The sequence below is a fragment of the Humiphilus diazotrophicus genome, from assembly GCF_059726315.1.
This window is the reverse complement of sequence record NZ_AP040870.1, coordinates 7,262,694-7,281,208: the sequence shown is the minus strand read 5'-3', so window position 1 is coordinate 7,281,208 and position 18,515 is coordinate 7,262,694. Positions and strand designations below refer to the sequence as shown.

The 18,515-nt window shown below is 53.3% G+C and carries 16 protein-coding genes; 8 read left to right on the top strand and 8 right to left on the bottom strand.

Annotated elements, in window-relative coordinates:
• Positions 1-111 precede the first annotated feature (111 nt).
• The 4 genes from AC6I7T_RS29135 to AC6I7T_RS29120 all read left to right on the top strand — a co-directional run bounded on the left by AC6I7T_RS29135 (position 112) and on the right by AC6I7T_RS29120 (position 3,894).
• Positions 112-510, top strand: coding sequence for a PadR family transcriptional regulator (locus tag AC6I7T_RS29135; RefSeq protein ID WP_497791350.1), 399 nt, complete (start codon positions 112-114; stop codon positions 508-510).
• On the top strand, positions 453-1,241 hold the full coding sequence (locus AC6I7T_RS29130; RefSeq protein WP_497791349.1) for a hypothetical protein: 789 nt from the start codon (positions 453-455) through the stop codon (positions 1,239-1,241). Before AC6I7T_RS29135 ends, AC6I7T_RS29130 begins: the two co-directional genes overlap by 58 nt.
• 389 nt (positions 1,242-1,630) lie before the next feature.
• Positions 1,631-2,440 (top strand): hypothetical protein, encoded by an 810-nt coding sequence (locus AC6I7T_RS29125; RefSeq protein WP_497791348.1) that lies wholly within the window; start codon positions 1,631-1,633, stop codon positions 2,438-2,440.
• A 191-nt stretch (positions 2,441-2,631) separates the two neighbouring features.
• Positions 2,632-3,894, top strand: coding sequence for a hypothetical protein (locus AC6I7T_RS29120; protein ID WP_497791347.1), 1,263 nt, complete (start codon positions 2,632-2,634; stop codon positions 3,892-3,894).
• Between the two features lie 160 nt (positions 3,895-4,054).
• Here the strand turns inward: AC6I7T_RS29120 and AC6I7T_RS29115 are convergent, their stop codons facing one another.
• Together AC6I7T_RS29115 and AC6I7T_RS29110 are read right to left on the bottom strand one after the other, a co-directional pair.
• Complete coding sequence (locus tag AC6I7T_RS29115) at positions 4,055-6,706, bottom strand: ABC transporter permease (protein ID WP_497791346.1); 2,652 nt, start codon at positions 6,704-6,706, stop codon at positions 4,055-4,057.
• Between the two features lies 1 nt (position 6,707).
• On the bottom strand, positions 6,708-7,067 hold the full coding sequence (locus AC6I7T_RS29110; protein WP_497791345.1) for a PadR family transcriptional regulator: 360 nt from the start codon (positions 7,065-7,067) through the stop codon (positions 6,708-6,710).
• 207 nt (positions 7,068-7,274) lie between these two features.
• Between AC6I7T_RS29110 and AC6I7T_RS29105 the strand changes: the two genes are divergently transcribed.
• Entirely contained in the window at positions 7,275-7,949 is a 675-nt protein-coding gene (locus AC6I7T_RS29105) for a Rossmann-fold NAD(P)-binding domain-containing protein (protein ID WP_497791344.1), read from the top strand.
• Between the two features lie 63 nt (positions 7,950-8,012).
• Here AC6I7T_RS29105 and AC6I7T_RS29100 read toward each other — a convergent pair whose 3' ends face one another.
• Both AC6I7T_RS29100 and AC6I7T_RS29095 read right to left on the bottom strand, forming a co-directional pair.
• A complete protein-coding gene (locus AC6I7T_RS29100; RefSeq protein WP_497791343.1) occupies positions 8,013-8,816 on the bottom strand; it encodes an SDR family oxidoreductase in 804 nt (267 codons plus the stop codon).
• A complete protein-coding gene (locus AC6I7T_RS29095) occupies positions 8,813-9,007 on the bottom strand; it encodes a hypothetical protein (protein WP_497791342.1) in 195 nt (64 codons plus the stop codon). Before AC6I7T_RS29095 ends, AC6I7T_RS29100 begins: the two co-directional genes overlap by 4 nt.
• Before the next feature lie 96 nt (positions 9,008-9,103).
• Here AC6I7T_RS29095 and AC6I7T_RS29090 point away from each other — a divergent pair, with 96 nt between their 5' ends.
• Together AC6I7T_RS29090 and AC6I7T_RS29085 are read left to right on the top strand one after the other, a co-directional pair.
• On the top strand, positions 9,104-9,430 hold the full coding sequence (locus AC6I7T_RS29090) for a winged helix-turn-helix transcriptional regulator (RefSeq protein ID WP_497791341.1): 327 nt from the start codon (positions 9,104-9,106) through the stop codon (positions 9,428-9,430).
• Between the two features lie 80 nt (positions 9,431-9,510).
• Positions 9,511-10,428 carry an NADP-dependent oxidoreductase gene (locus AC6I7T_RS29085; protein ID WP_497791340.1) on the top strand — a complete coding sequence of 306 codons (918 nt, stop codon included), beginning with the start codon at positions 9,511-9,513 and terminating at the stop codon, positions 10,426-10,428.
• 416 nt (positions 10,429-10,844) lie between these two features.
• Here AC6I7T_RS29085 and AC6I7T_RS29080 read toward each other — a convergent pair whose 3' ends face one another.
• The 4 genes from AC6I7T_RS29080 to AC6I7T_RS29065 all read right to left on the bottom strand — a co-directional run bounded on the left by AC6I7T_RS29080 (position 10,845) and on the right by AC6I7T_RS29065 (position 17,331).
• A complete protein-coding gene (locus tag AC6I7T_RS29080; protein WP_497791339.1) occupies positions 10,845-11,297 on the bottom strand; it encodes a hypothetical protein in 453 nt (150 codons plus the stop codon).
• Positions 11,298-11,508: 211 nt separating this feature from the next.
• Entirely contained in the window at positions 11,509-12,948 is a 1,440-nt protein-coding gene (locus AC6I7T_RS29075; protein WP_497791338.1) for an efflux transporter outer membrane subunit, read from the bottom strand.
• Complete coding sequence (locus tag AC6I7T_RS29070) at positions 12,945-16,109, bottom strand: efflux RND transporter permease subunit (RefSeq protein WP_497791337.1); 3,165 nt, start codon at positions 16,107-16,109, stop codon at positions 12,945-12,947. The genes AC6I7T_RS29075 and AC6I7T_RS29070 overlap by 4 nt, the downstream gene beginning before the upstream one ends.
• On the bottom strand, positions 16,102-17,331 hold the full coding sequence (locus tag AC6I7T_RS29065; protein WP_497791336.1) for an efflux RND transporter periplasmic adaptor subunit: 1,230 nt from the start codon (positions 17,329-17,331) through the stop codon (positions 16,102-16,104). Before AC6I7T_RS29065 ends, AC6I7T_RS29070 begins: the two co-directional genes overlap by 8 nt.
• Before the next feature lie 289 nt (positions 17,332-17,620).
• Here AC6I7T_RS29065 and AC6I7T_RS29060 point away from each other — a divergent pair, with 289 nt between their 5' ends.
• A complete protein-coding gene (locus tag AC6I7T_RS29060) occupies positions 17,621-18,067 on the top strand; it encodes a MarR family winged helix-turn-helix transcriptional regulator (protein WP_497791335.1) in 447 nt (148 codons plus the stop codon).
• Positions 18,068-18,515 lie beyond the last annotated feature (448 nt).

Sequence of the window (18,515 nt, the reverse complement as noted above, 5' to 3'; positions counted from 1 at the left end):
TCTATCTCAAGTTCTGCAAAGGTCCCGCGGCACGGGACGAAAGAATCTGATCATTACCGGCCCTGTATTTATTGGAATTCCCATCCTGAATTCGGTTTAAGATAGTACGTCATGGCGTTAACCAGAGCTCTCAGCCAATTCGAACAGGCGGTCCTTAAGGCTGTTTTAGCGGTAAGCAGAGATGCTTATGGAGTAACGATCCACTCTTATTTGCAAGACATGATTAGTCCAAAGATTATTTCGCTTGGCGCTGTATACTTTACACTCGACAGACTAGAAGACAAAGGATTTATATCGTCTTGGTTATCAGAACCTACGCCGGAGCGTGGGAATAGGGCCAAACGCTGTTACCGTATCGATGCTTGTGGTGAGCGAGCAATGCGAGATGCTGCATTTTCCGCCAAGTTGCCATGGAACGTTGCCTCCGAAACTGTAGACACGAGAGGTGCCAAATGGATGGGGAACGAGACCAGGGAAGTGTGTCACCAGGATGCGGACCTTCTAAAATAGCCGAAGCAATTGCGGCTATCTTACTCCCACCTGCATGCCGCGAGGAAGTGGTCGGCGATTTTCGGGAACGGTACAACTCCACAGGCCAATATGCGTTGGAGATTATCCGCAATGTTCCTTTCGTGATCGCCAGTAGAATACTTCGAACAGTCGATCCGCCTATACTTTTGATACAAGCAGTAGGCATATATGTCTCTTTTTTGGCGGCGTCTTGGATTGAAGTTCGAGCATTTCTAAATGAGCCGTTGGCATTCTTACGGCTCGGTATTCCAGTTGCAACCATAGTCCTGAGCTTGATATTGGAAGACGCCTATTCGAAATCGGGGCAGCGGTCAGCATTGAGCTTGGTTCGCGGACCAATTTTCGGCGTGGGATTGACTATTGCGTGGCAGTCATTGCTGCTGTATGCCGCTCGGGGAATAGCAATTCCGACACTGATAACGCTATGCGGATGTGTACTGAGTTTGATGATATCCTCTGCAGTTCGGATATCATTTCCCCCAATTGCTAGTCAGGGTTATACGGTTGGCGCCCCTGCCTACTGGCTAAGACAGGAGGCAGGCGACCTCAGAAACGACGAAAAGGTTGTCCGATTTGCTGAGATTGTGGTTCTTGCTATTTTGATCGTTCTGACCATTTGGATTGCGAAACGCCCCGGCGTTCCCTATGGCCGTATTATCTGTCTCTTATTAGCAGGGCTGATCGTCTATACCGGTATGACAAAACAGTGAATTAGTTGGCGGGGTGGCCCATTCAAGCCTTCTTTTGGCTTGAGTGGGGCAGTTCTACTTCAGAGAATGTCTCCCAACAGCTCTTTCCCTTTTTCTCCTCCCCCTTGGCAGCAGTAAATGAACACGTTCAAGCATAATCACATAGTCGGAGAGATAGAAACGATACTTACGCCAAATGCGTTACGACGCAGTCTCAAAGATTTGATTATTTCCTTCCGTCAGAAAGGAAGCGCAGCGATGATAGCAGCAGAAAGTGACACAGTGGCTTTGTCCCCGATAAGTGAAATCGCTTCAGGCCCCAAGGCATAGACTAAATTGCGCTGACAAACTGCCCCACTCCAGCCAACGGAGGGCTTGAATGGGCCACCAACCAGCCAGCGGAGACGACCATGAAAAAGATATTCTTAATCACACTTCCGCTCATATTCGGGCTGAGCTGCTATGGTCTTGCCCAAACGCCTCTCGCCAGGGCCTTTGCAGACATGCACAACAGCGATCCAAACGTCGCGAATAAAGCCAGAGAGAGCATGAACATCGTTGCAGAGCATGCGATGCCTACAATCGAAAAAGATGCAACGACATTGTGTACCGCCTTAACTGATCCCGATCCAGAGGTTCGCCAACAGTCTGCTGCCATTCTTCAGGCAATTGTGCTCGCAGCTCCGGAGCATAACGGCGTTGTTGTTTCTTGCTTCCCGCAATTGCTTGTCACCGCTATGGATGCCACGGATTATGTCAGGAATGACTCATTATTTGCACTTGCCATGAATCCGGCGGGTCCGCCTCCGCAGGCACACAACCTATTCGTCAGGTCTTTGGAATCAGCTAACTTTCGCACGGCTGAGTTGGGAGCAGCAGGACTTCTCAAAGAAAAAGGCGCCCCTCGGGAGAATCAAATGTTGGTGCAAAAAGCGTTGGAAGAAGCTCCTGATGCAAAGCATCGGCTGAACATCCTCTACGCCATCAGCGGGACCAAGGTACCTTCGGATATCTTATTCCAAGCCTCCCAAAAGTACATGTATGACGCGGATACAAAGGTGCAGCACGAAGCCATCAATGCGGTAGCGGTGACCGGCACGGATAAGAGCAAGGTCATCACCGTCATGCAGAATCTAGCAGCATCTTCCTCCGCTGGGGAGCAGCAGAGAAGACACGCTCAAGCGATACTCAACAGCCTCAGTGTCCAACCGCAACATTGACGGTGGCTTTTCAGCACCCCCTAAAAATAAAAGCCTGGGCGTTAGGGAGGGGTGGCCTATTCAAATCCTGTATTTGGACCTAAGTGGCAACGGAGGGATTGAGTACCACCCCAGTTCCCAGAGTCCTCTTTTCGAGTGAAACCAAGCGTATCTGTACAATAAGGGGTCTTCGACTATCACAGTAGAAGGATTTGAGCATGACTTTAAGATTAATTTGCAGATTGGTTCTGGCTTTCGTATGTCTTCCATCGATGTGTCTTGCACAGGAGTCTGAAGAAAGCATCGCACTTCATAAAGTATTGAAGATTTCTTCATTGACCTTTGAAGGTAAACCATTTCATGCGGTCCTACAGATTGGCAATGTTGGAGAGGACTATTCGGGGCGCCTAGAAATTTGGTGGGTCAATGCGACAAAGTATCGGCAAGTGATAAGTTCGCATAACTTTAATCAGACAAAGATAGTGAATGGGAATCGTCTCTATGAGAAGAATGACGGCGATTACTATCCACGATGGTTAGAGAATTTCGTCTTGGCCATGATAGATCCGGTGCCGATGGCCAGAGAGTTTCGCAAAGCTGGTCCGCAAGTGTCTGCCGATTGCCTTAAGCATGAAGACAAGCCAGGTGGAATTACTGATGAGCTGACCTTCGAGGTAATTTGTACGAAGGACCAGGCTTCAAGTCTTGATTCTGCTATGACCTTCCCATACTTTATAGATTTTAAAAACGTGCAGGATTTTGAAGACAAGAAGATTGCACGTACTTACAAAACAAGGACAAAAGACTTTCAAACAATTTCTGCTCAAATGACTTTACTGGAGAAGCTGGAAGACGTTAATGATTCTTTGTTCTCCGTTCAAGAAACGACTCCAAAGAGAGACCAGATTCTAACAACATTTGTATCGACATTAAAGGGAGAAAGTCTCATTGAGAAGACACCTGAGATTCATTGGCCTGATGTACGTGAAGGTAAGACGGATGGATACATGCTCGTTTATGCACGTACCGACCGCACAGGCCAAGTGAGAGAAACGAGGAAACACTTTTCAGACAACAGAGCGCTGGAGCAGTTTGGAATGGAGCAGGCTCTGCGCTATAAGTTCCAACCGTTAATTGTAGATGGGGTGGCACAACAGATGGAGATGCCGCTAGTGCTACATTTTGAATCTAAAATTAGTAATCCAATTCCCGAACTCGATGATAGTGCAACGAGAAAGCAGATAACAGACTGCTCGTTACCACATGAAATAGCCGATTCTGCATCAGCGGGCAAACAGATTACCATCACCTTTCAGGTACATGAGGATGGTGGGCTCATGACATTGGGTGCCTCTGACAAGAAGATCCCGGTACCAATGCTGTATCAGCAATTTCGGGGATGCCATTTTGGACGGTACAAGCAGAACGGGAAGTTTACTGCTTATCATGCGAATCTGACTGTTACCGCGCGGTAAGTGGAATCAGCTTGCAACGGCGGCGTGAATTCATGATCACGAAGCACTCTTCCTTATCGATCAACCGAAAAGCGCCTCTACCGCATGGCAAGCCCCATACTGGCTGCTTGCTCTGGCCCATTTCTCGCGCTCACATAGGGCTTCGGACAGCGCACAGGCCTTACCCCGTACGCAAGGCCTTCATGGGATCGACAGAAGCCGCGCGACGGGCGGGCAGCAGACAACCAATGATGCCGATTGCAAGTAGCACGCAGACAGCCCCTCCAGCCAGCACCGGATCATAGGGACTCACTTGGAAGAGGAGACCGCGCACCAGGTGCGCCGAGGCAAAGGACACCACTACGCCGATCCCTGCACCCGCCACAACAGGAAGCAGCCCATCGTGGAGCACCAGTCGATAGACACTCCCGCGCTGCGCCCCCAGTGCGATGCGTAAGCCGATCTCGCGACGTCGTTGCACAACGGAATAGGTGGTTACGCCATAGATTCCAAGTCCAGCCAGAAATAGCGCGCTGATCGCAAACAGGAGCAAAAGATCCATCTCAAAACGCTGGTTCGCCACCGAGTCCGCAACCACACTCCCCAAGCTACGCATTGTTGGAACAGGAACACTTTGATCGACACTCCAAATGGTTTGTCGAATTGATTCTTCCATTTCCGAGGGAAGCTGATGGGTCCGCACCATCAGACCACCCATGGCTTCGCAGCTATACCAATACGGAACGTAAATCATCATGGGGTCCGGCTTTGCCAACGAAACCGTCCTTGCATTTGCAACAACGCCGACAACCTTGAAGGGAGCCTTCACGCTTTGCTCTGCGCGGTTGAACTCCTGTCCAATCGGGTTCCGTCCGGGCCACAAAGTCTTCGCGGTCTTTTCCGAAACCAGAGCCAGATTCTTACCCCAATCGCTCCCACTGAAAAACTGCCCCGAAAGGAGTTGCAGCTGGAGAGTAGAGAAATAGTCCGGGCTCACAGCGCGGAAGTTCTCCAGGGGCAGTTGCGTGGAAGGCCGCGCATCGCCGGCAACGCGGGCCATATCGACCCAGCCGTCATCCGTCAATGGCAGACTGCTGGTAAAGGATGCATGCTCCACTCCAGGCAGCAGATCGATGCGTTCCAAAACCTCTCTGTAAAAAGCCGCGCGATGTTGGTCATCGGGATAGGACTCTCTCGGCAAATCAAGAGTAGCGGTTATCGTGTGTTCGGTGGTGAATCCGCGATCCACACTCATGAGCTTTACCAGACTGGCGACTAACAATCCGGTGGTGAGTATAAGCGCAACGCTGACGGCCACTTCAACTCCCACCAGAATGCGACGGACGCGCCAGGTTCCACGCGATTCGCTGGCGAGCCGTGACTCCGTATGAAGCACTTCGTGCGGAGCAGTACCCGAGATCATAAAGGCCGGGGCTGCTCCGGCAACCATCGTCGCGACAATTGCTAGGAGCACAGCGCATCCTGCTCCAGCCCAATCGAGATGCAGAGAACCGCGAAAATCGAGCGCAGGAGGAAGATATCGCTGCATAGCCGGAACGATCGCCGAAGCCAGCAGAATCCCCAAAGCGCATCCTGCAACCGCCAGGACCGCAGTTTCCCGAAGTGCCATCCGCACCAGCTCCGCGCGGCTTGCACCCAGTGCTGCCGCCAGCGCCATTTGTTGCTTCTGGCCAACCGCACGCGCCAGCAGTAGGTTGGTGACATTCACACAACCGACAATCAATAAACCGGCAACAGCCGCCAATAGGATCAGGAGCGGTCTTCGATTGTTGCCCACCAGTTTCTCTTGGAAGGGTGTGAGAAAGACTGACAGTGTTGCCTTTTCATCTGCGGAGAGATTCACACTTATCGTGTGTTGCAGGGCATCGAGATCTGCCGTAGCAGCGGCAACGGATACGCCTCTCTTTAGCCGGGCCAATCCGAAGTAGTTCAGATCGCCCATTTGTTCGGCGAGCCGCTCCTTTGAGAAAGCCAATGGCTCCAGCACTCCGATCGGCAAAACGTGGTTCAATTGTGAGACTGTAGCGACCGTTTGCACAGCAGGCATGTGGAAGGACTGCGGCATCACGCCGATTACCTTGTAGGGAAAGCCGCTCAGCCGAATGGTCTTGCCAACAATTCCGGGATCACTGCCAAATTGTTCGTGCCACAGATCGTACAGCAGAATCGCAACGTGCTCGTTTCCAGGCTGGGCCTCTTCCTCCGTGAAAGCCCGGCCCAATTGCGGTTGCACGCGCAACACGGAGAAGATTCCTGGCGTTGCCGCAAGAACACCCACACGCGACGGACGCCCTTCGGCACCAAGCGGAGCCGAACCTTGCTGCATCACGGCCATGGAATCGAAACTGCGACTGTTCTGTTTCCAGAAGGTGAAATGATTCGCACTTACGGGCAGCGTGGGATAGATATTGCTCCATTCCGCTGCAATTTCTTCAACAGTCACAAGCCTGTCCGCCTCGGCAAAGGGCAGCGGACGTAACATCACGTCATAGACCAGAGTGAAAATCGCAGTCGTTGCGCCGATTCCCAGAGCAAGGGTCATGACGGCAATGGCGCTGAATCCTGCCGACCTCCGCAACTGGCGTACGGCATAGCGAAGGTCCTGCCATAGATGCTCGAAGATCGCCCAGCCCCACACCTCATGAGTCTGTTCGCGAATCAAAGTCATGTTGCCGAAAGCTCGTCGTGCCGCGTGACGAGCCTCATCCGGCGACAGCCCGTTCTCGCGCTGCTCTTCTTCTTCCAGTTCGAGGTCGGAACGCAGTTCACGCTCAAGATCGGCATTCCGCTTCCCTATCTGCCAGAATCGCATCTTAGCTCTCCTTCGTAGTCGGCCACATCACTCGTGCAACCGCTTCGGCCATCTGCTTCCATTGCGATTCTTCGACCACGAGTTGTTTCTTACCCTTCTCCGTCAGGCGGTAATACTTGAATTCCCGGTTGCGGTCCGGCGCCGTTTCCCACTTGGAAATGACCCATCCTCGCTTCTCCAAACGGTGCAACGCGGGATATAGCGATCCATGCTGCATCTGGAGAAAATCGTTCGTGGTCCGCTGAATGTGCTTCCCAATTTCATGCCCATGCGCAGGACCATACAGAAGCGTCCGCAAAATGAGCATGTCCAGCGTGCCCTGCAGTAGATTCGCCCGTTGCTTTATCTCTTGCTTCGTCATGGAAGATGTTCTACCCTCAATGAGTTCCGATGGTAGGCATTCGACTATCGAGTGTCAAGGGATAGTTGGAGTGGGCTGCAAAATTCGAACAGCCAATCCACCTTACGCGGATAAACTGCATCACCCAAGCTAGAAGGAGGCTTGAATGGGCCATCGGCCCGCCAAGAATGGGGCTGTCGTATTCTTACCTAAACAGAGGTCCTATTTGTGAAGCAGAATTTCGCAGTAATTATCCTTGGTGGTACCGGACAAGTCGGCGGTGCAGCTGTCGCGGAACTGCTAGCGACTCCGGAATGCCGGGAAGTGGTGATGGTCACCAGAAAGCCCATTGCGCCACGATCGCGAGTACGCAACGTCGTTCTCGACACCGGCGCTGCTGACTTCACCGAGCACACTGCCGCCCTTGCTCGCGAAATCCTAAACCAGGGCCCCGCCAGCGCCGTGAGTTGCGTGGGTGTCGGTTCTGGATCGATGCGCTGGAGCGAAGAAGAATTGCAACGACTTGAGGTCGGCATCGTAGGTGCCTTTGCACGCGGCTGCCATGACGGCGGTATCACCCAGTTTTGCCTGCTCTCTGCGGTTGGAAGCACAGCCCACAGCAGGTTTCGCTATGTGCGTGTAATGGGCATGAAGGAAGACACCGTGCGCAGCATCGGATTTACACGCCTCGCCATCTTTCGCCCCGGCATCATTGTCGGCAACGCTCATACCCCGGTCTGGGTCGGTTGGTTGGGAAGCCTCGTGCCTGGCTCCTTTGGCAATATCGATCAAAAAATTCTGGGTCGCTCAATCGCCGCAGAGATAGCTCTGCACAGTCGAGAGGCTGGTGAAGTTATCCGCGAAAATTCAGCAATGAAAAAACTCGCGGCGCAGTTCAAATAGCGCCCCTTAGAGCGGAATCAGGGTTACTGTGTCCGATTCGCAAGGGTTAAGTGGTTGACACCGTTATACCGTCGGCATGGTTCCACCATCGATTACATAATCTGCGCCGTGAATCGACGCCGCACGATCCGAGGCGAGAAAGCTCACCAACTCGGCAACTTCTTCGGGGCGCCCCGGACGACCCAAGGGAATGCCTCCGATCATATTCATGATTTGCTGCCGGGCTTCGTCCTCGCTGCTGCCGTTGCTTCTTGCAAACTGAAGAATCATCCCGTGCGCGCCCGACGTCTCGATAAACCCAGGAGAAACCATGTTGACCCTGATTCCTTTGGGACCGACTTCGTTGGCGAGGCCTTTGCTGTAAGTTCGTAGCGCTCCCTTTGCCGCAGCGTACGCCAGGGTTGAGTCATGAAGTGGCAGACGATGCTGAATAGAGGAGATGTGAATAACGACGCCTAACTGACGTTCGATCATTCCCGAAACCAACGCACGATCCAATCGAACCGCCGCAAGCAAGTTCACGCCTAGAGCTCGCTGCCAATCCTCATCGGAAAGTGCCTGGAATCCTCCATTCGGAGCTTCCGATCCGCCTACATTGTTCACCAGAATATCCACGCCTCCCCATTCCTGAAGAATGCGGCTGGCGACCTCCCGCACACCTTCCTCCGATCCAAGATCCGCCTGCACAAAGAGCGCAGGTTTCTGATCGGCGTGCAATGGCGTACGAGCGGTGGTCGCGACCGTGGCACCGCCCAACGCAAAGCGACGCACCATCATTTCTCCCATGCCCTTCGTGCCGCCCGTTACCAAAACTCGCTTGCCTTTGAACTCGTCTTTCAAAACAGGGAAACAATAATCCATCGTCATGAGCGAATCTCCAGCGAGATAATCTCGTTGTCTGAAATTGTGAAGATGTGGTTCAGATCAATCGGGCTTCCGGGAAAATCTCCCATGAGCCGGGCAAGCACGATTGTCTTCTCTCCCTCGGTCTGAGCATCCTTCGTCTCTTCGCCGGCCAGATAGGCTCTAACAGGCAGGGGAATATTATCGCGAGTCATCGAAATTGCCTCTACGTGCATCTGCACACTCAGGAGTGTCGCATCATACTGACTAAATAGGAAGTACGTACTAAAAAGTATGTTAGGAAGATCATCATGGTAAAACGCTACACTCCCACTTCTGCCGCAGCCGACGTCGAAGCAGCACTTCGACTTCTCGAAGGAAGATGGAAGCTCGTAATCCTGTTTCATTTGTTTGGCGGAAAGGTCTTGCGCTTCTCCGACCTGGAGAAAGCAATTCCTGCGATCACGCAGAAGATGCTCGGGCAGCAACTCCGGAGCATGGAGGCGGACGGGATTGTCGTGCGAACTGCTTATCCCCAGGTACCGCCAAAAGTTGAGTACAAGCTCACAGCGTGGGGACAGTCCCTCTGTCCCGCTCTCGATGCGATTTTGAAGTGGGCGGATAAAAGACCTGGCTAACTTGCGTGAAATGGACCTGATTACTGCATCTCCCTTCTCCGATTCCGAATAGCAGTCACCGAGTTTCATGGAGGATAGACATGACAGAGATGAGAACGATGGAATTTACTACTGGCTTGACCCTGCAGCCAGCAACCCGTCCGGTTCCCGAGCCGCAACCAGGGGAACTCCTGATTCAGGTAGACGCCGTTGGAGCTACCCCGACAGAAAAGCTCTGGTACACCACCACCCACCATGCAGACGGTACAGCGCGATCCAATGCGATCCCCGGACATGAATTCTCGGGCATAGTTGCGGGGTTAGGTGCAGGAGTAACTGGCTTCAGCCTTGAAGATGCGGTTTTCGGCTTCAACGACTGGTTCGCTGAAGGTGCGACAGCTGAGTTCTGCATAACAAAACCGTCCAACCTTTCACTAGGGCCCTCTTCCCTTTCTCCTGTTGAAGCGGCCTCAGTACCGATCAGCTTGTTGACAGCATGGCAGGGACTGCATCTGCAGGCAAAGTTGCAGAAAGGCGAACGCGTCCTCATACACGGAGGAGCTGGGTCAGTAGGACTTTACGCGGTCCAACTTGCAAAATCCCAGGGAGCCTATGTGATCGCCACCTCGTCCAAGACAAACGTCGAGTTTGTAAAGATGCTTGGAGCCGATGAGGTCATCGATTACCACGAACGCCGTTTCGAAGAAGCCGGTATGGTGGATGTCATCTTCGATACCGTAGGTGGAGAAACCCGAGACAGATCGTGGGGTCTTCTCAAGCCCGGCGGCAGATTGGGCACGATTGCGGCGGATTCAGAGTCCAGCACCGATCCACGAGTGAAGAGTGCTTTCTTCATCGTCGAGCAGAATGGTGCGCAGCTAGCGGAATTGGGAAGACTTTTCGATACTGGCGAGTTGAGAAGTTTTGTTAAAGCCGAGCTGCCAATGGAAGATGCAGACCGTGCTTATAACAGCCCGATCACGGGCCGCCCCGGCAAGATCGTAATACGAACGCGTTAGGCTATAGCGCGGATCGATAAGATGAAATCATCCAACGCACTTGATCATTCGATGTATTGGGCAGCGATAAGGTCCAACACTCGCTGAGCCATGCAATATATACCCCTCGTGATTCAGTGCATTGCTTCTATCTTCCTTGAGGAAAATGATCAGAAGGAATTGGATGAGAGCAAAGGTTTGAAATCGAGTTACAAAATAGTTTTAGAGCAAGGAATCCCGAACCGAAGCAATAACTATATTGGGCTGAAATGTTCTACATAGTGCACAATCTGTAATCGAAGGCTCGGCATATTGGTACTGACTGAATGATGGCGCGTGCAGGCGAGCATTGTAGGCAAGTGGTCAGCTTCAGGATCTTTGGCAGATCTTTGCCAGTCCGCCCCTCGCCGGTCACTCGCCCGGAGCTGCCAAGATGTTCAATCGCACAATCTGGATGCAGGCGTAGATGCCAAAAACTTGCGCCAGCCTTGTATCGCTTTAGACCTTTCCTCGTCTGTTGCACCGTTGTATATGGACCCAAAGCTCTGTCCTGTCAATTGATTCAGGATTGCCGCGAGGGCATCGACAACTTGTGTTGGTCCATAGTGGCGAATACCTTCAAATGCTTGAGGTGATTTGTTGCGAAGGGAAATGCGGGGATCAGCGAGGTGCCGCCTATCGTCCATTCGTCGGATGATTGATGGGACCGCTGCGCATCCAAGCACCTCCAGGTCTGAGAATGCTTTCTGTTCCGTGTCGGTCTTGAGCATTCTCTCAATGAGGACTTCGACACGGTTATCAATCTTCACTTCTTCTCGAGTACCGCTATGAGCTGGAAAGGCAAAGCCAAGTAGGGTCATGAAGACCAACGGCAATGCTGAGCGTTTCATTTTAAGATCCTTTCAGGAGCCTTCCAATTCTAGCGTAGAGGCTCACGGCGCTTGCATGAGCAGTCTGTTCCCTAGTTGTCGGCATTCGGAAGTTATGTCCTGGCGGAGTGGCCCACTCAGGCCCAGTGGTTGAACTTGAGTGGGTTCGTTGTCGAGAAGCTGCACTATATTCAACGCTATCCCGTAAAGAGAAAACCGTGTCAGTTTGCCGCTACTGATACCCGCCTCCCAGTACCTTGTACAGCGTCACCAAATTACTGAGTCGTGACTGGCGAATACCAATCAGCGACTGCTGTCCGCTGTATAGCGAACGCTGCGCATCCAGCACGTTCAGATAAGTGTCGATTCCCTTTTCGTACCGCGCCAATGTAAGTTGGTACGTCTGCGTAAGCGTGTTAACCTCCGCTTGCTGAGCCTGTTCCTCTTCCGAATAGCGTGTGCGCGCGTTCAAAGCGGTACTGATCTCCTGGAAGGCTGTCTGAATTGCCTTTTCGTAGTCGGCCACATAAGTATCCCGCTCGATTTCTGCAGTTCGATAGGTAGCCTTGCGTGCACCGGCATCGAAGATCGGAAGCGTCAACTTCGGAGTGAAGGCCCAAGCCGCGGTTCCCCCAGTGAAGAGAGCCGACAGCGCGGCAGTCTCTGTTCCGCCGTCGGTCGTCAGGGTGATCTTTGGGAAATACGCAGCCCTGGCAGCGGCGATGTTCGCATAGGCAGATTTCAGATTGTGTTCGGCTTCAAGAATGTCAGGGCGACGCAGCAGCACCTCCGAAGGAAGTCCTGCGGAAATATCCTGAAATCCTTCAGCCGGAACCAACCCATCCGGCAAAAGGTCTGATGGAACCCGTGTGCCAACAAGTACCTCAAGCTCGTTTTCGTCCGCGTTTAACTGGCGCCGATATTTGACGATATCGAGCTGAGCCGTCTGTACCTGGCTGAGCGATTGGTTCAAATCCAGATCCGATTTGATACCGTGATCCCGGCTCTGAAGAATCAGATCGTAGGTAGCCTTTTGCGAGTCATAGGTGGCCTGAGCGAGACGCAGGTTTTCACGGTCGGAGCCTACCGTCAGGTACTGGCTGGCGACGGAAGCAACCAGCGAAATCTGCGTGCTGATGCGTCCCTGTTCGCTTGCCAGATACAGTTCCTGCTGCTGCTGGGTCAGTTTGCGAAGCCGCCCGAAGAAATCGAGTTCCCAGGAAGAAACCGCTCCTCCGACAGAGTAGGTTGTGTAGGTTGTGCTTGGGATATTCCCGCCGATCATGCTGCTCTGCACTTCTCCTGGAGTATGAGTCGTGCTGGTGCTGGCGGTGGCATCTAGCTCCGGAAACTGATTGGAGCGCTGCAGACGGTATTGAGCCTGTGCCTTTTCAACATTGAGAATTGCCACACGCAGATCGCGATTGTTCTTGAGTGACAGAGCTATGACCTGGCGAAGCTTGTCGTTCGTATAGAACTGCTGCCAGGCGAGTTGACTGGCACGCGGAGCACCGGATTTGGCCTGATCTTCGCTCTCCGTCAGGTCCGTATGCCAGGCGGGCGCAGTCGGCATCGGCGGTTGCCGGTAAGTCTGCTTATGCGGCACGCATCCGCTCAGGCCCGCACAGAGCGCTAAGGATAGAAGGCAAATGGAAGTGGATTGCAGATTCATTGAGCCTCCCCAGTTTCGGTCGTTGCATCTGCCGGTGGGGTACGCTTCTTGCTGAAGCGTTGTGAGATCACCACAAAGAACAACGGAATGAAAATCAGGTCAATGAAGGTTGCCGACAACATGCCACCGGTCACTGCCGTCCCGATGCCCTTCATGGCTCCGGCGCCAGCCCCGGATGCAAGAGCAAGGGGCAGAGTGCCGAAGAAGAAGGCCAGCGAAGTCATGATGACAGGGCGAAAGCGAATGCGGATCCCTTCCAGTGTCGCCTCGACCAATCCTTGTCCCTTACGGAGTTGCTCCTTGATGAACTGAATAATCAGAATCGCGTTCTTGGTGGAAAGTCCGAGCGTAGTTAGAAAGCCAATCTGGAAATACACATCGTTCGACATACCGCGCAACGTTGTCGCCATCAGCGCTCCGAAGACACCCAGTGGCAACATCAGCAGGTTCACGATAGGAATCGTCCAGCTTTCATAGAGAGCCGCCACGCACAGGAAGATGACTAAGATCGCGAATGCATACAACATCGGTCCCTGATTGGTAGCAAGACGTTCTTGATAAGAAAGCGCATTCCACTCCAGATGGAGCCCCTTGGGAAGCTTAGTTACAAGTTCTTCCATAGCCTTCATCGCGTCTCCGGAACTTGTGCCGGGAGCCGGCTCGCCGGTAATGTTCAGCGAGGGGAAGCCGTTGAAGCGTTCCAGACGCGGCGAACCATAGGACCATCGTGGCGAAGCGAAGGCGGAAAATGGAACCATCTCGCCGGAGCTATTGCGCACATAGATCCGGTTCAGGTCTTCGGGAACCATTCTGTATTGCGCATCATCCTGCGCGTAGACGCGCTTGACACGGCCGCCCCTTACGAAGTTGTTGACGTACGCGCTGCCGAATGCGGTCGAAATCGCGTCGGGAATATCGGAAATCGACAGCCCCAGCGCTCCGGCCTTGTTCCAGTCCACGTCCACACGGAACTGCGATACATCGTCCAGACCGTTATGCCGCACACGTACCAGGCGTGGATCTTTGGCCGCCAGGGCAAGCAACTTATCGCGGGCTGCCATGAGGCTTTCATGACCCAAACTGCCGGAATCGACGAGCTCCGAGTCAAATCCGGTAGCCGTACCCAACTCGATTACCGCTGGCGGCGGAAAGGCCAACACCTGAGCGTTTCGCAAAGTTGCAAAGTGCTTGATGACTCGTCCGGCAAGCGCTTGTGCCGACAGATCGGGACGTTTACGCTGATCCCACTCCTTGAGCCGCACGTAGAACATTCCCTGATTCTGCGCCTGGCCCCCCATGCCGACGCCGATCATGGCCATGGCACCGTCAATGCATTCGCTTTCGTTGTCCCGAAGATATTGCGCGACCTGATCGGCTACAGCCTGCGTCTGTTCTTGAGTCGACCCGGTGGGAAGCACAATGGAAGCAATAATCGATCCCTGATCTTCTTCAGGCAGAAAACCCGTTGGCAGCCGGCGATAGAGAAACAGGACCAGCAGAACGAGCAATCCATAGAACGCGAAATAGAGAGCTCTCTTATGGAAAGAATGTTCAACGATCTTTACGTAGTGTTCGCGTATCACGTCGAATGCCCGGTTGAACCATTGCAGAAAGCCACGTAATGGCGAGAATCTGCGCCTGCGGACGGGGGCGCCTTTCTCGATCGGTTTTAGCAATGTGGCACAGAGAACAGGCGTCAGAATCAATGCCACGATCACCGAGAGCAGCATTGAGGCGATGATGGTGACAGAAAACTGGCGGTAGATGATGCCCGTCGATCCGGAGAAGAATGCCATGGGACCGAATACCGCAGACAGGACCAGAGCGATGCCCACTAGAGCGCTGGTAATCTGATCCATCGATTGAGCGGTGGCTTCGCGCGGCGACAGACCTTCTTCGCTCATCATGCGTTCCACGTTCTCAACCACGACGATGGCATCGTCGACGAGAAGACCAATGGCCAGCACCATGGCAAACATGGTCAGCATGTTGATGGAATAGCCAAAAGCATTCAGGACGGCGAAAGTGCCCAGCAGGACTACAGGGACGGCGATGGTCGGGATCAATGTGGCCCGGATATTGCCCATGAATAGCCACATGATGAAGAAGACCAGTATGATCGCCTCGAACAGCGTCTTGACCACCTCGTGAATCGCGACCTTGGTGAATGGCGTGGTATCGACTGGATAGACGACCTTCATGCCATGCGGGAAGTTGCGGCTCATCTCGGCTACTTTGGCCCGTATGGCGTTGGCGGTGTTGAGAGCATTGGCGCCGGAGACCTGCCGAATGGCTAGCACGGCCGCGGGTTTGCCGTTATAGCTGGAATTAACGTCGTAGGATTCGGTGCCCATCTCGGTTCGCGCAACGTCGCGCACCCTGACAACCGAGCCGTCGCTGTTCGTGCGAATTGGAACGGCTGCGAACTCCTCAGGAGTTTTGAGCAGATTCTGCACGACGATGGCTGCGTTCATACGCTGTCCCGGCACTGCGGGAGCTCCACCCAATTGTCCAGCCGAGACTTGCACGTTGTAATTCTTAAGTGCCGTGGTCACGTCGGAGATCGACATCTTGTACTGGGTCAGCTTCTCGGGATTGAGCCAGACACGCATTGCATACTGGGACCCGAAGGTCTCGACTTCGCCGACTCCCTGAACGCGTGCAATCACTTTTTCTAGATTCGACTGCGCGTAGTCCCTCAGGTCGGCGCCGTCCATACTGCCGTCTTCAGAAACCAGCGCTACAAAAATCAGATAATTGCGCGTCGATTTGCTGACAGTCATGCCGTACGTCTGCACAGTGGACGGCAGGCTTGCGGTCGCAAGCTGGAGCTTGTTCTGGACCTGCGCCCAGGCCAGATCGGGATCGGTCCCAGGTCTGAAGGTCAGCTCAATACGTGACTGCCCGGACGAATCGCTTGTCGCCGACATATACAACAAGCTGTCGAACCCGGTCATCTTCTGCTCGATAAGCTGCGTAACTGTGTTTTCTACGGTGTCGGCAGAAGCCCCGGCGTATTGCGCGGAGATTGAAATCGAAGGAGGCGCAATCGGTGGATACTGGGCAATCGGCAGCAGATAAATTGACAGGCAGCCGAGCACCATGATGCCGATAGCGATAACCCATGCAAAGACGGGCCGCTCAAGAAAAAACTTAGACATGGGCGCCCGCCTTATGATTTGTCAGCAGGGATACTTGCTTTTTCGAATTCTGAGATGGCTGTCCTGATGGTTCCTGATACGGCACCGCGTGTACGGACATTCCCAGGTGCAGCCGGTCACCCCCCTCAACAACGACCTGATCGGATGGGTTCAGTCCTTTGCTCACCAGCCATTGGTTGCCGACGGTGCGATCAAGCTCCAGATTACGGCGCTCTGCCTTGCCCTCCCGGTTAACTACCCACGCATAGGGAGTACCTTTGGAATCGCGAGTTACCGCTTGCTGCGGAACCAGGATCGCATTCTGCTTTATGCCTTCCTCTACCACCGCTCGCACATACATTCCCGGTAGAAGAATCTGGTTTGGATTGGGGAAGGTCATGCGCACCGTCACCGAGCCGGTGCCGACGCCGACCGTCACATCCTTGAATTCAAGCGTACCGTTCTGAGGATAGAGAGAGCCGTCTTCGAGATATAGTTTGACTTTGTGACGGGCCGAAACATCGGAGTGCATATTGCCCGACTCCAAGCCTTGACGCAGCCGCAAAAGTTCGGCATTGGACTGCACCACATCCACATACACAGGCTCGAGCTGTTGTACGGTAGCGAGCACGGTGCTTTGATACGAACTGACCAGTCCTCCCACGGTCACATCCGACTTGCCAATGCGGCCCGTAATCGGCGTCCGGATGGGCGTATAGGAGAGATTGATACGAGCCGTCTCAACTGACGCTTTGTCGGATTCGACCGTAGCCTTGGCCTGCTTAAGGGAGGAAAGCGCATCGTCGTAATCCTGCTGACCAACCGCGTGAATGGTCAGCAAGTCGCGATAACGGTCCACCTTGGATTGGAGAGCCGGAATACTAGCTTCAACCGAAGCTAGTGTGGCCTTCGCCTGCGCCAGGGAGGCCTCGTATTGTGCCGAATCAATCGTGTAGAGCACCTGTCCGGCTCGGACCAAGGAACCTTCCTTGAAATGGCGGCTTTTGATGATGCCATTGACCTGGGGCCGAATCTCCGCCGTTAAGTACGCCGTGATTCGGCCAGGAAGCTCCGTTGTAAGCGCCAAAGGTTGAGTCTGAAGAGTAATCACAGAGACTTCTGGGGAACCACCCATGGGACCCATCGGCCCACCAGCCCGGTTCGACTTGCACCCGGTTCCCAGCAAATAGACAAGACAGAGGCAACCGGCAATCAGGAATAAGGGCCGATTAGCAGCAAACATGGGCGACACCTCGATTTACACTCAACATGCAATATTTGCATACTACAACTATATTCCCTCCCCCCACAAGCCTGTTTCGTCTCCAAAACCGTCGGAATTTCGTAAACATAGGCATATCTATTACTGGAGATTTTCGCTGGCAATATCGGATAAAGTGCCCAGAAGAGGAATCGCTCTCTGCCGCCCAATCATTACAGAAAGGAAGGAAATTTAATTTCCCATTGAATTTGTTTCAAATTTGACAGCCATTTACAATATTTGCATAATACAATCTATGGTTGCAGAGCCGTTGCAAAACACGAGCGCCGAGGCGCGCTTCGCCCGACAGGCAGTTCAACTACAGTCGGTTTTAATCAGACTCCTGCAACAGCCGATCGAACATCCATTCCCCGAGCTCTCCCTTTCCGTACGGGAGATCACCCTGCTTTTCATCCTCGGGAATAAGGCCGAGACAACCATGACGGATCTTGCAAGTGCTCTTCAGGCACCGCTCAGCACCGTCACCAGAATGGTCGACAGATTGGAAAAGAAAGACCTCATTGAGCGTTCACGATCCAAACAGGATCGACGGCTTGTGGTTGTTCGGGAAAGCGAAAAGGCGAAAGATCTTCGCAAGGCCTTCGAGCAGCATCAACTAGAGATCGCGCGACGGATTCTCGAACCACTCAGCTTCGGAGAACGGGAGATTCTGTTGGAGTTGATGACAAAGCTGGGACAGGCGAAGTTGCCAGAATGATTCTCGCCAGGTGACGATGGGATTTTCCCACTCAGTCCAAAGATAGGCTTAAATGGCCACCCGACTCTACGAGCAGCTCTCAGCACACTCTAGCAAGCACATTACACGCACGCTATGTAGAGGCCCGGAGGTTCTTGCAGGTTGTCGAGGTCGACGAGCCCTATGCTGGATGTCTGCAATCAGAATCATGATGAGTAGTGCAAGTCCGTATTGATGGGTGACGGAAAGCTGTAGCTTCCGCCGGAAACTGATTCAAGAGAATGTACCAGAAGTTTTCGCTTACCTCGATGAATTGGGCCAGATATCAGTGCTTCAGCACCGCAGCTGTAGACCTTATTGAGGGCCCACCCTACCTCCCGGTATGCAAGACGACAAACATTCGTAGAGCTCGTTTTAGACATTGGCAGCACTGAATCAGGCAGGCAAAACCCGTCCAATTCGCATTCGT

Bases quoted from the DNA above. Each gene is read 5' to 3' on its own strand.
- AC6I7T_RS29135 (WP_497791350.1), top strand. From the start codon at position 112: ATGGCGTTAACCAGAGCTCTCAGCCAATTCGAACAGGCGGTCCTTAAG.
- AC6I7T_RS29130 (WP_497791349.1), top strand. From the start codon at position 453: ATGGATGGGGAACGAGACCAGGGAAGTGTGTCACCAGGATGCGGACCT.
- AC6I7T_RS29125 (WP_497791348.1), top strand. From the start codon at position 1,631: ATGAAAAAGATATTCTTAATCACACTTCCGCTCATATTCGGGCTGAGC.
- AC6I7T_RS29115 (WP_497791346.1), bottom strand. From the start codon at position 6,706: ATGCGATTCTGGCAGATAGGGAAGCGGAATGCCGATCTTGAGCGTGAA.
- AC6I7T_RS29110 (WP_497791345.1), bottom strand. From the start codon at position 7,067: ATGACGAAGCAAGAGATAAAGCAACGGGCGAATCTACTGCAGGGCACG.
- AC6I7T_RS29100 (WP_497791343.1), bottom strand. From the start codon at position 8,816: ATGACGATGGATTATTGTTTCCCTGTTTTGAAAGACGAGTTCAAAGGC.
- AC6I7T_RS29095 (WP_497791342.1), bottom strand. From the start codon at position 9,007: ATGACTCGCGATAATATTCCCCTGCCTGTTAGAGCCTATCTGGCCGGC.
- AC6I7T_RS29090 (WP_497791341.1), top strand. From the start codon at position 9,104: ATGGTAAAACGCTACACTCCCACTTCTGCCGCAGCCGACGTCGAAGCA.
- AC6I7T_RS29085 (WP_497791340.1), top strand. From the start codon at position 9,511: ATGACAGAGATGAGAACGATGGAATTTACTACTGGCTTGACCCTGCAG.
- AC6I7T_RS29080 (WP_497791339.1), bottom strand. From the start codon at position 11,297: ATGAAACGCTCAGCATTGCCGTTGGTCTTCATGACCCTACTTGGCTTT.
- AC6I7T_RS29075 (WP_497791338.1), bottom strand. From the start codon at position 12,948: ATGAATCTGCAATCCACTTCCATTTGCCTTCTATCCTTAGCGCTCTGT.
- AC6I7T_RS29070 (WP_497791337.1), bottom strand. From the start codon at position 16,109: ATGTCTAAGTTTTTTCTTGAGCGGCCCGTCTTTGCATGGGTTATCGCT.
- AC6I7T_RS29065 (WP_497791336.1), bottom strand. From the start codon at position 17,331: ATGTTTGCTGCTAATCGGCCCTTATTCCTGATTGCCGGTTGCCTCTGT.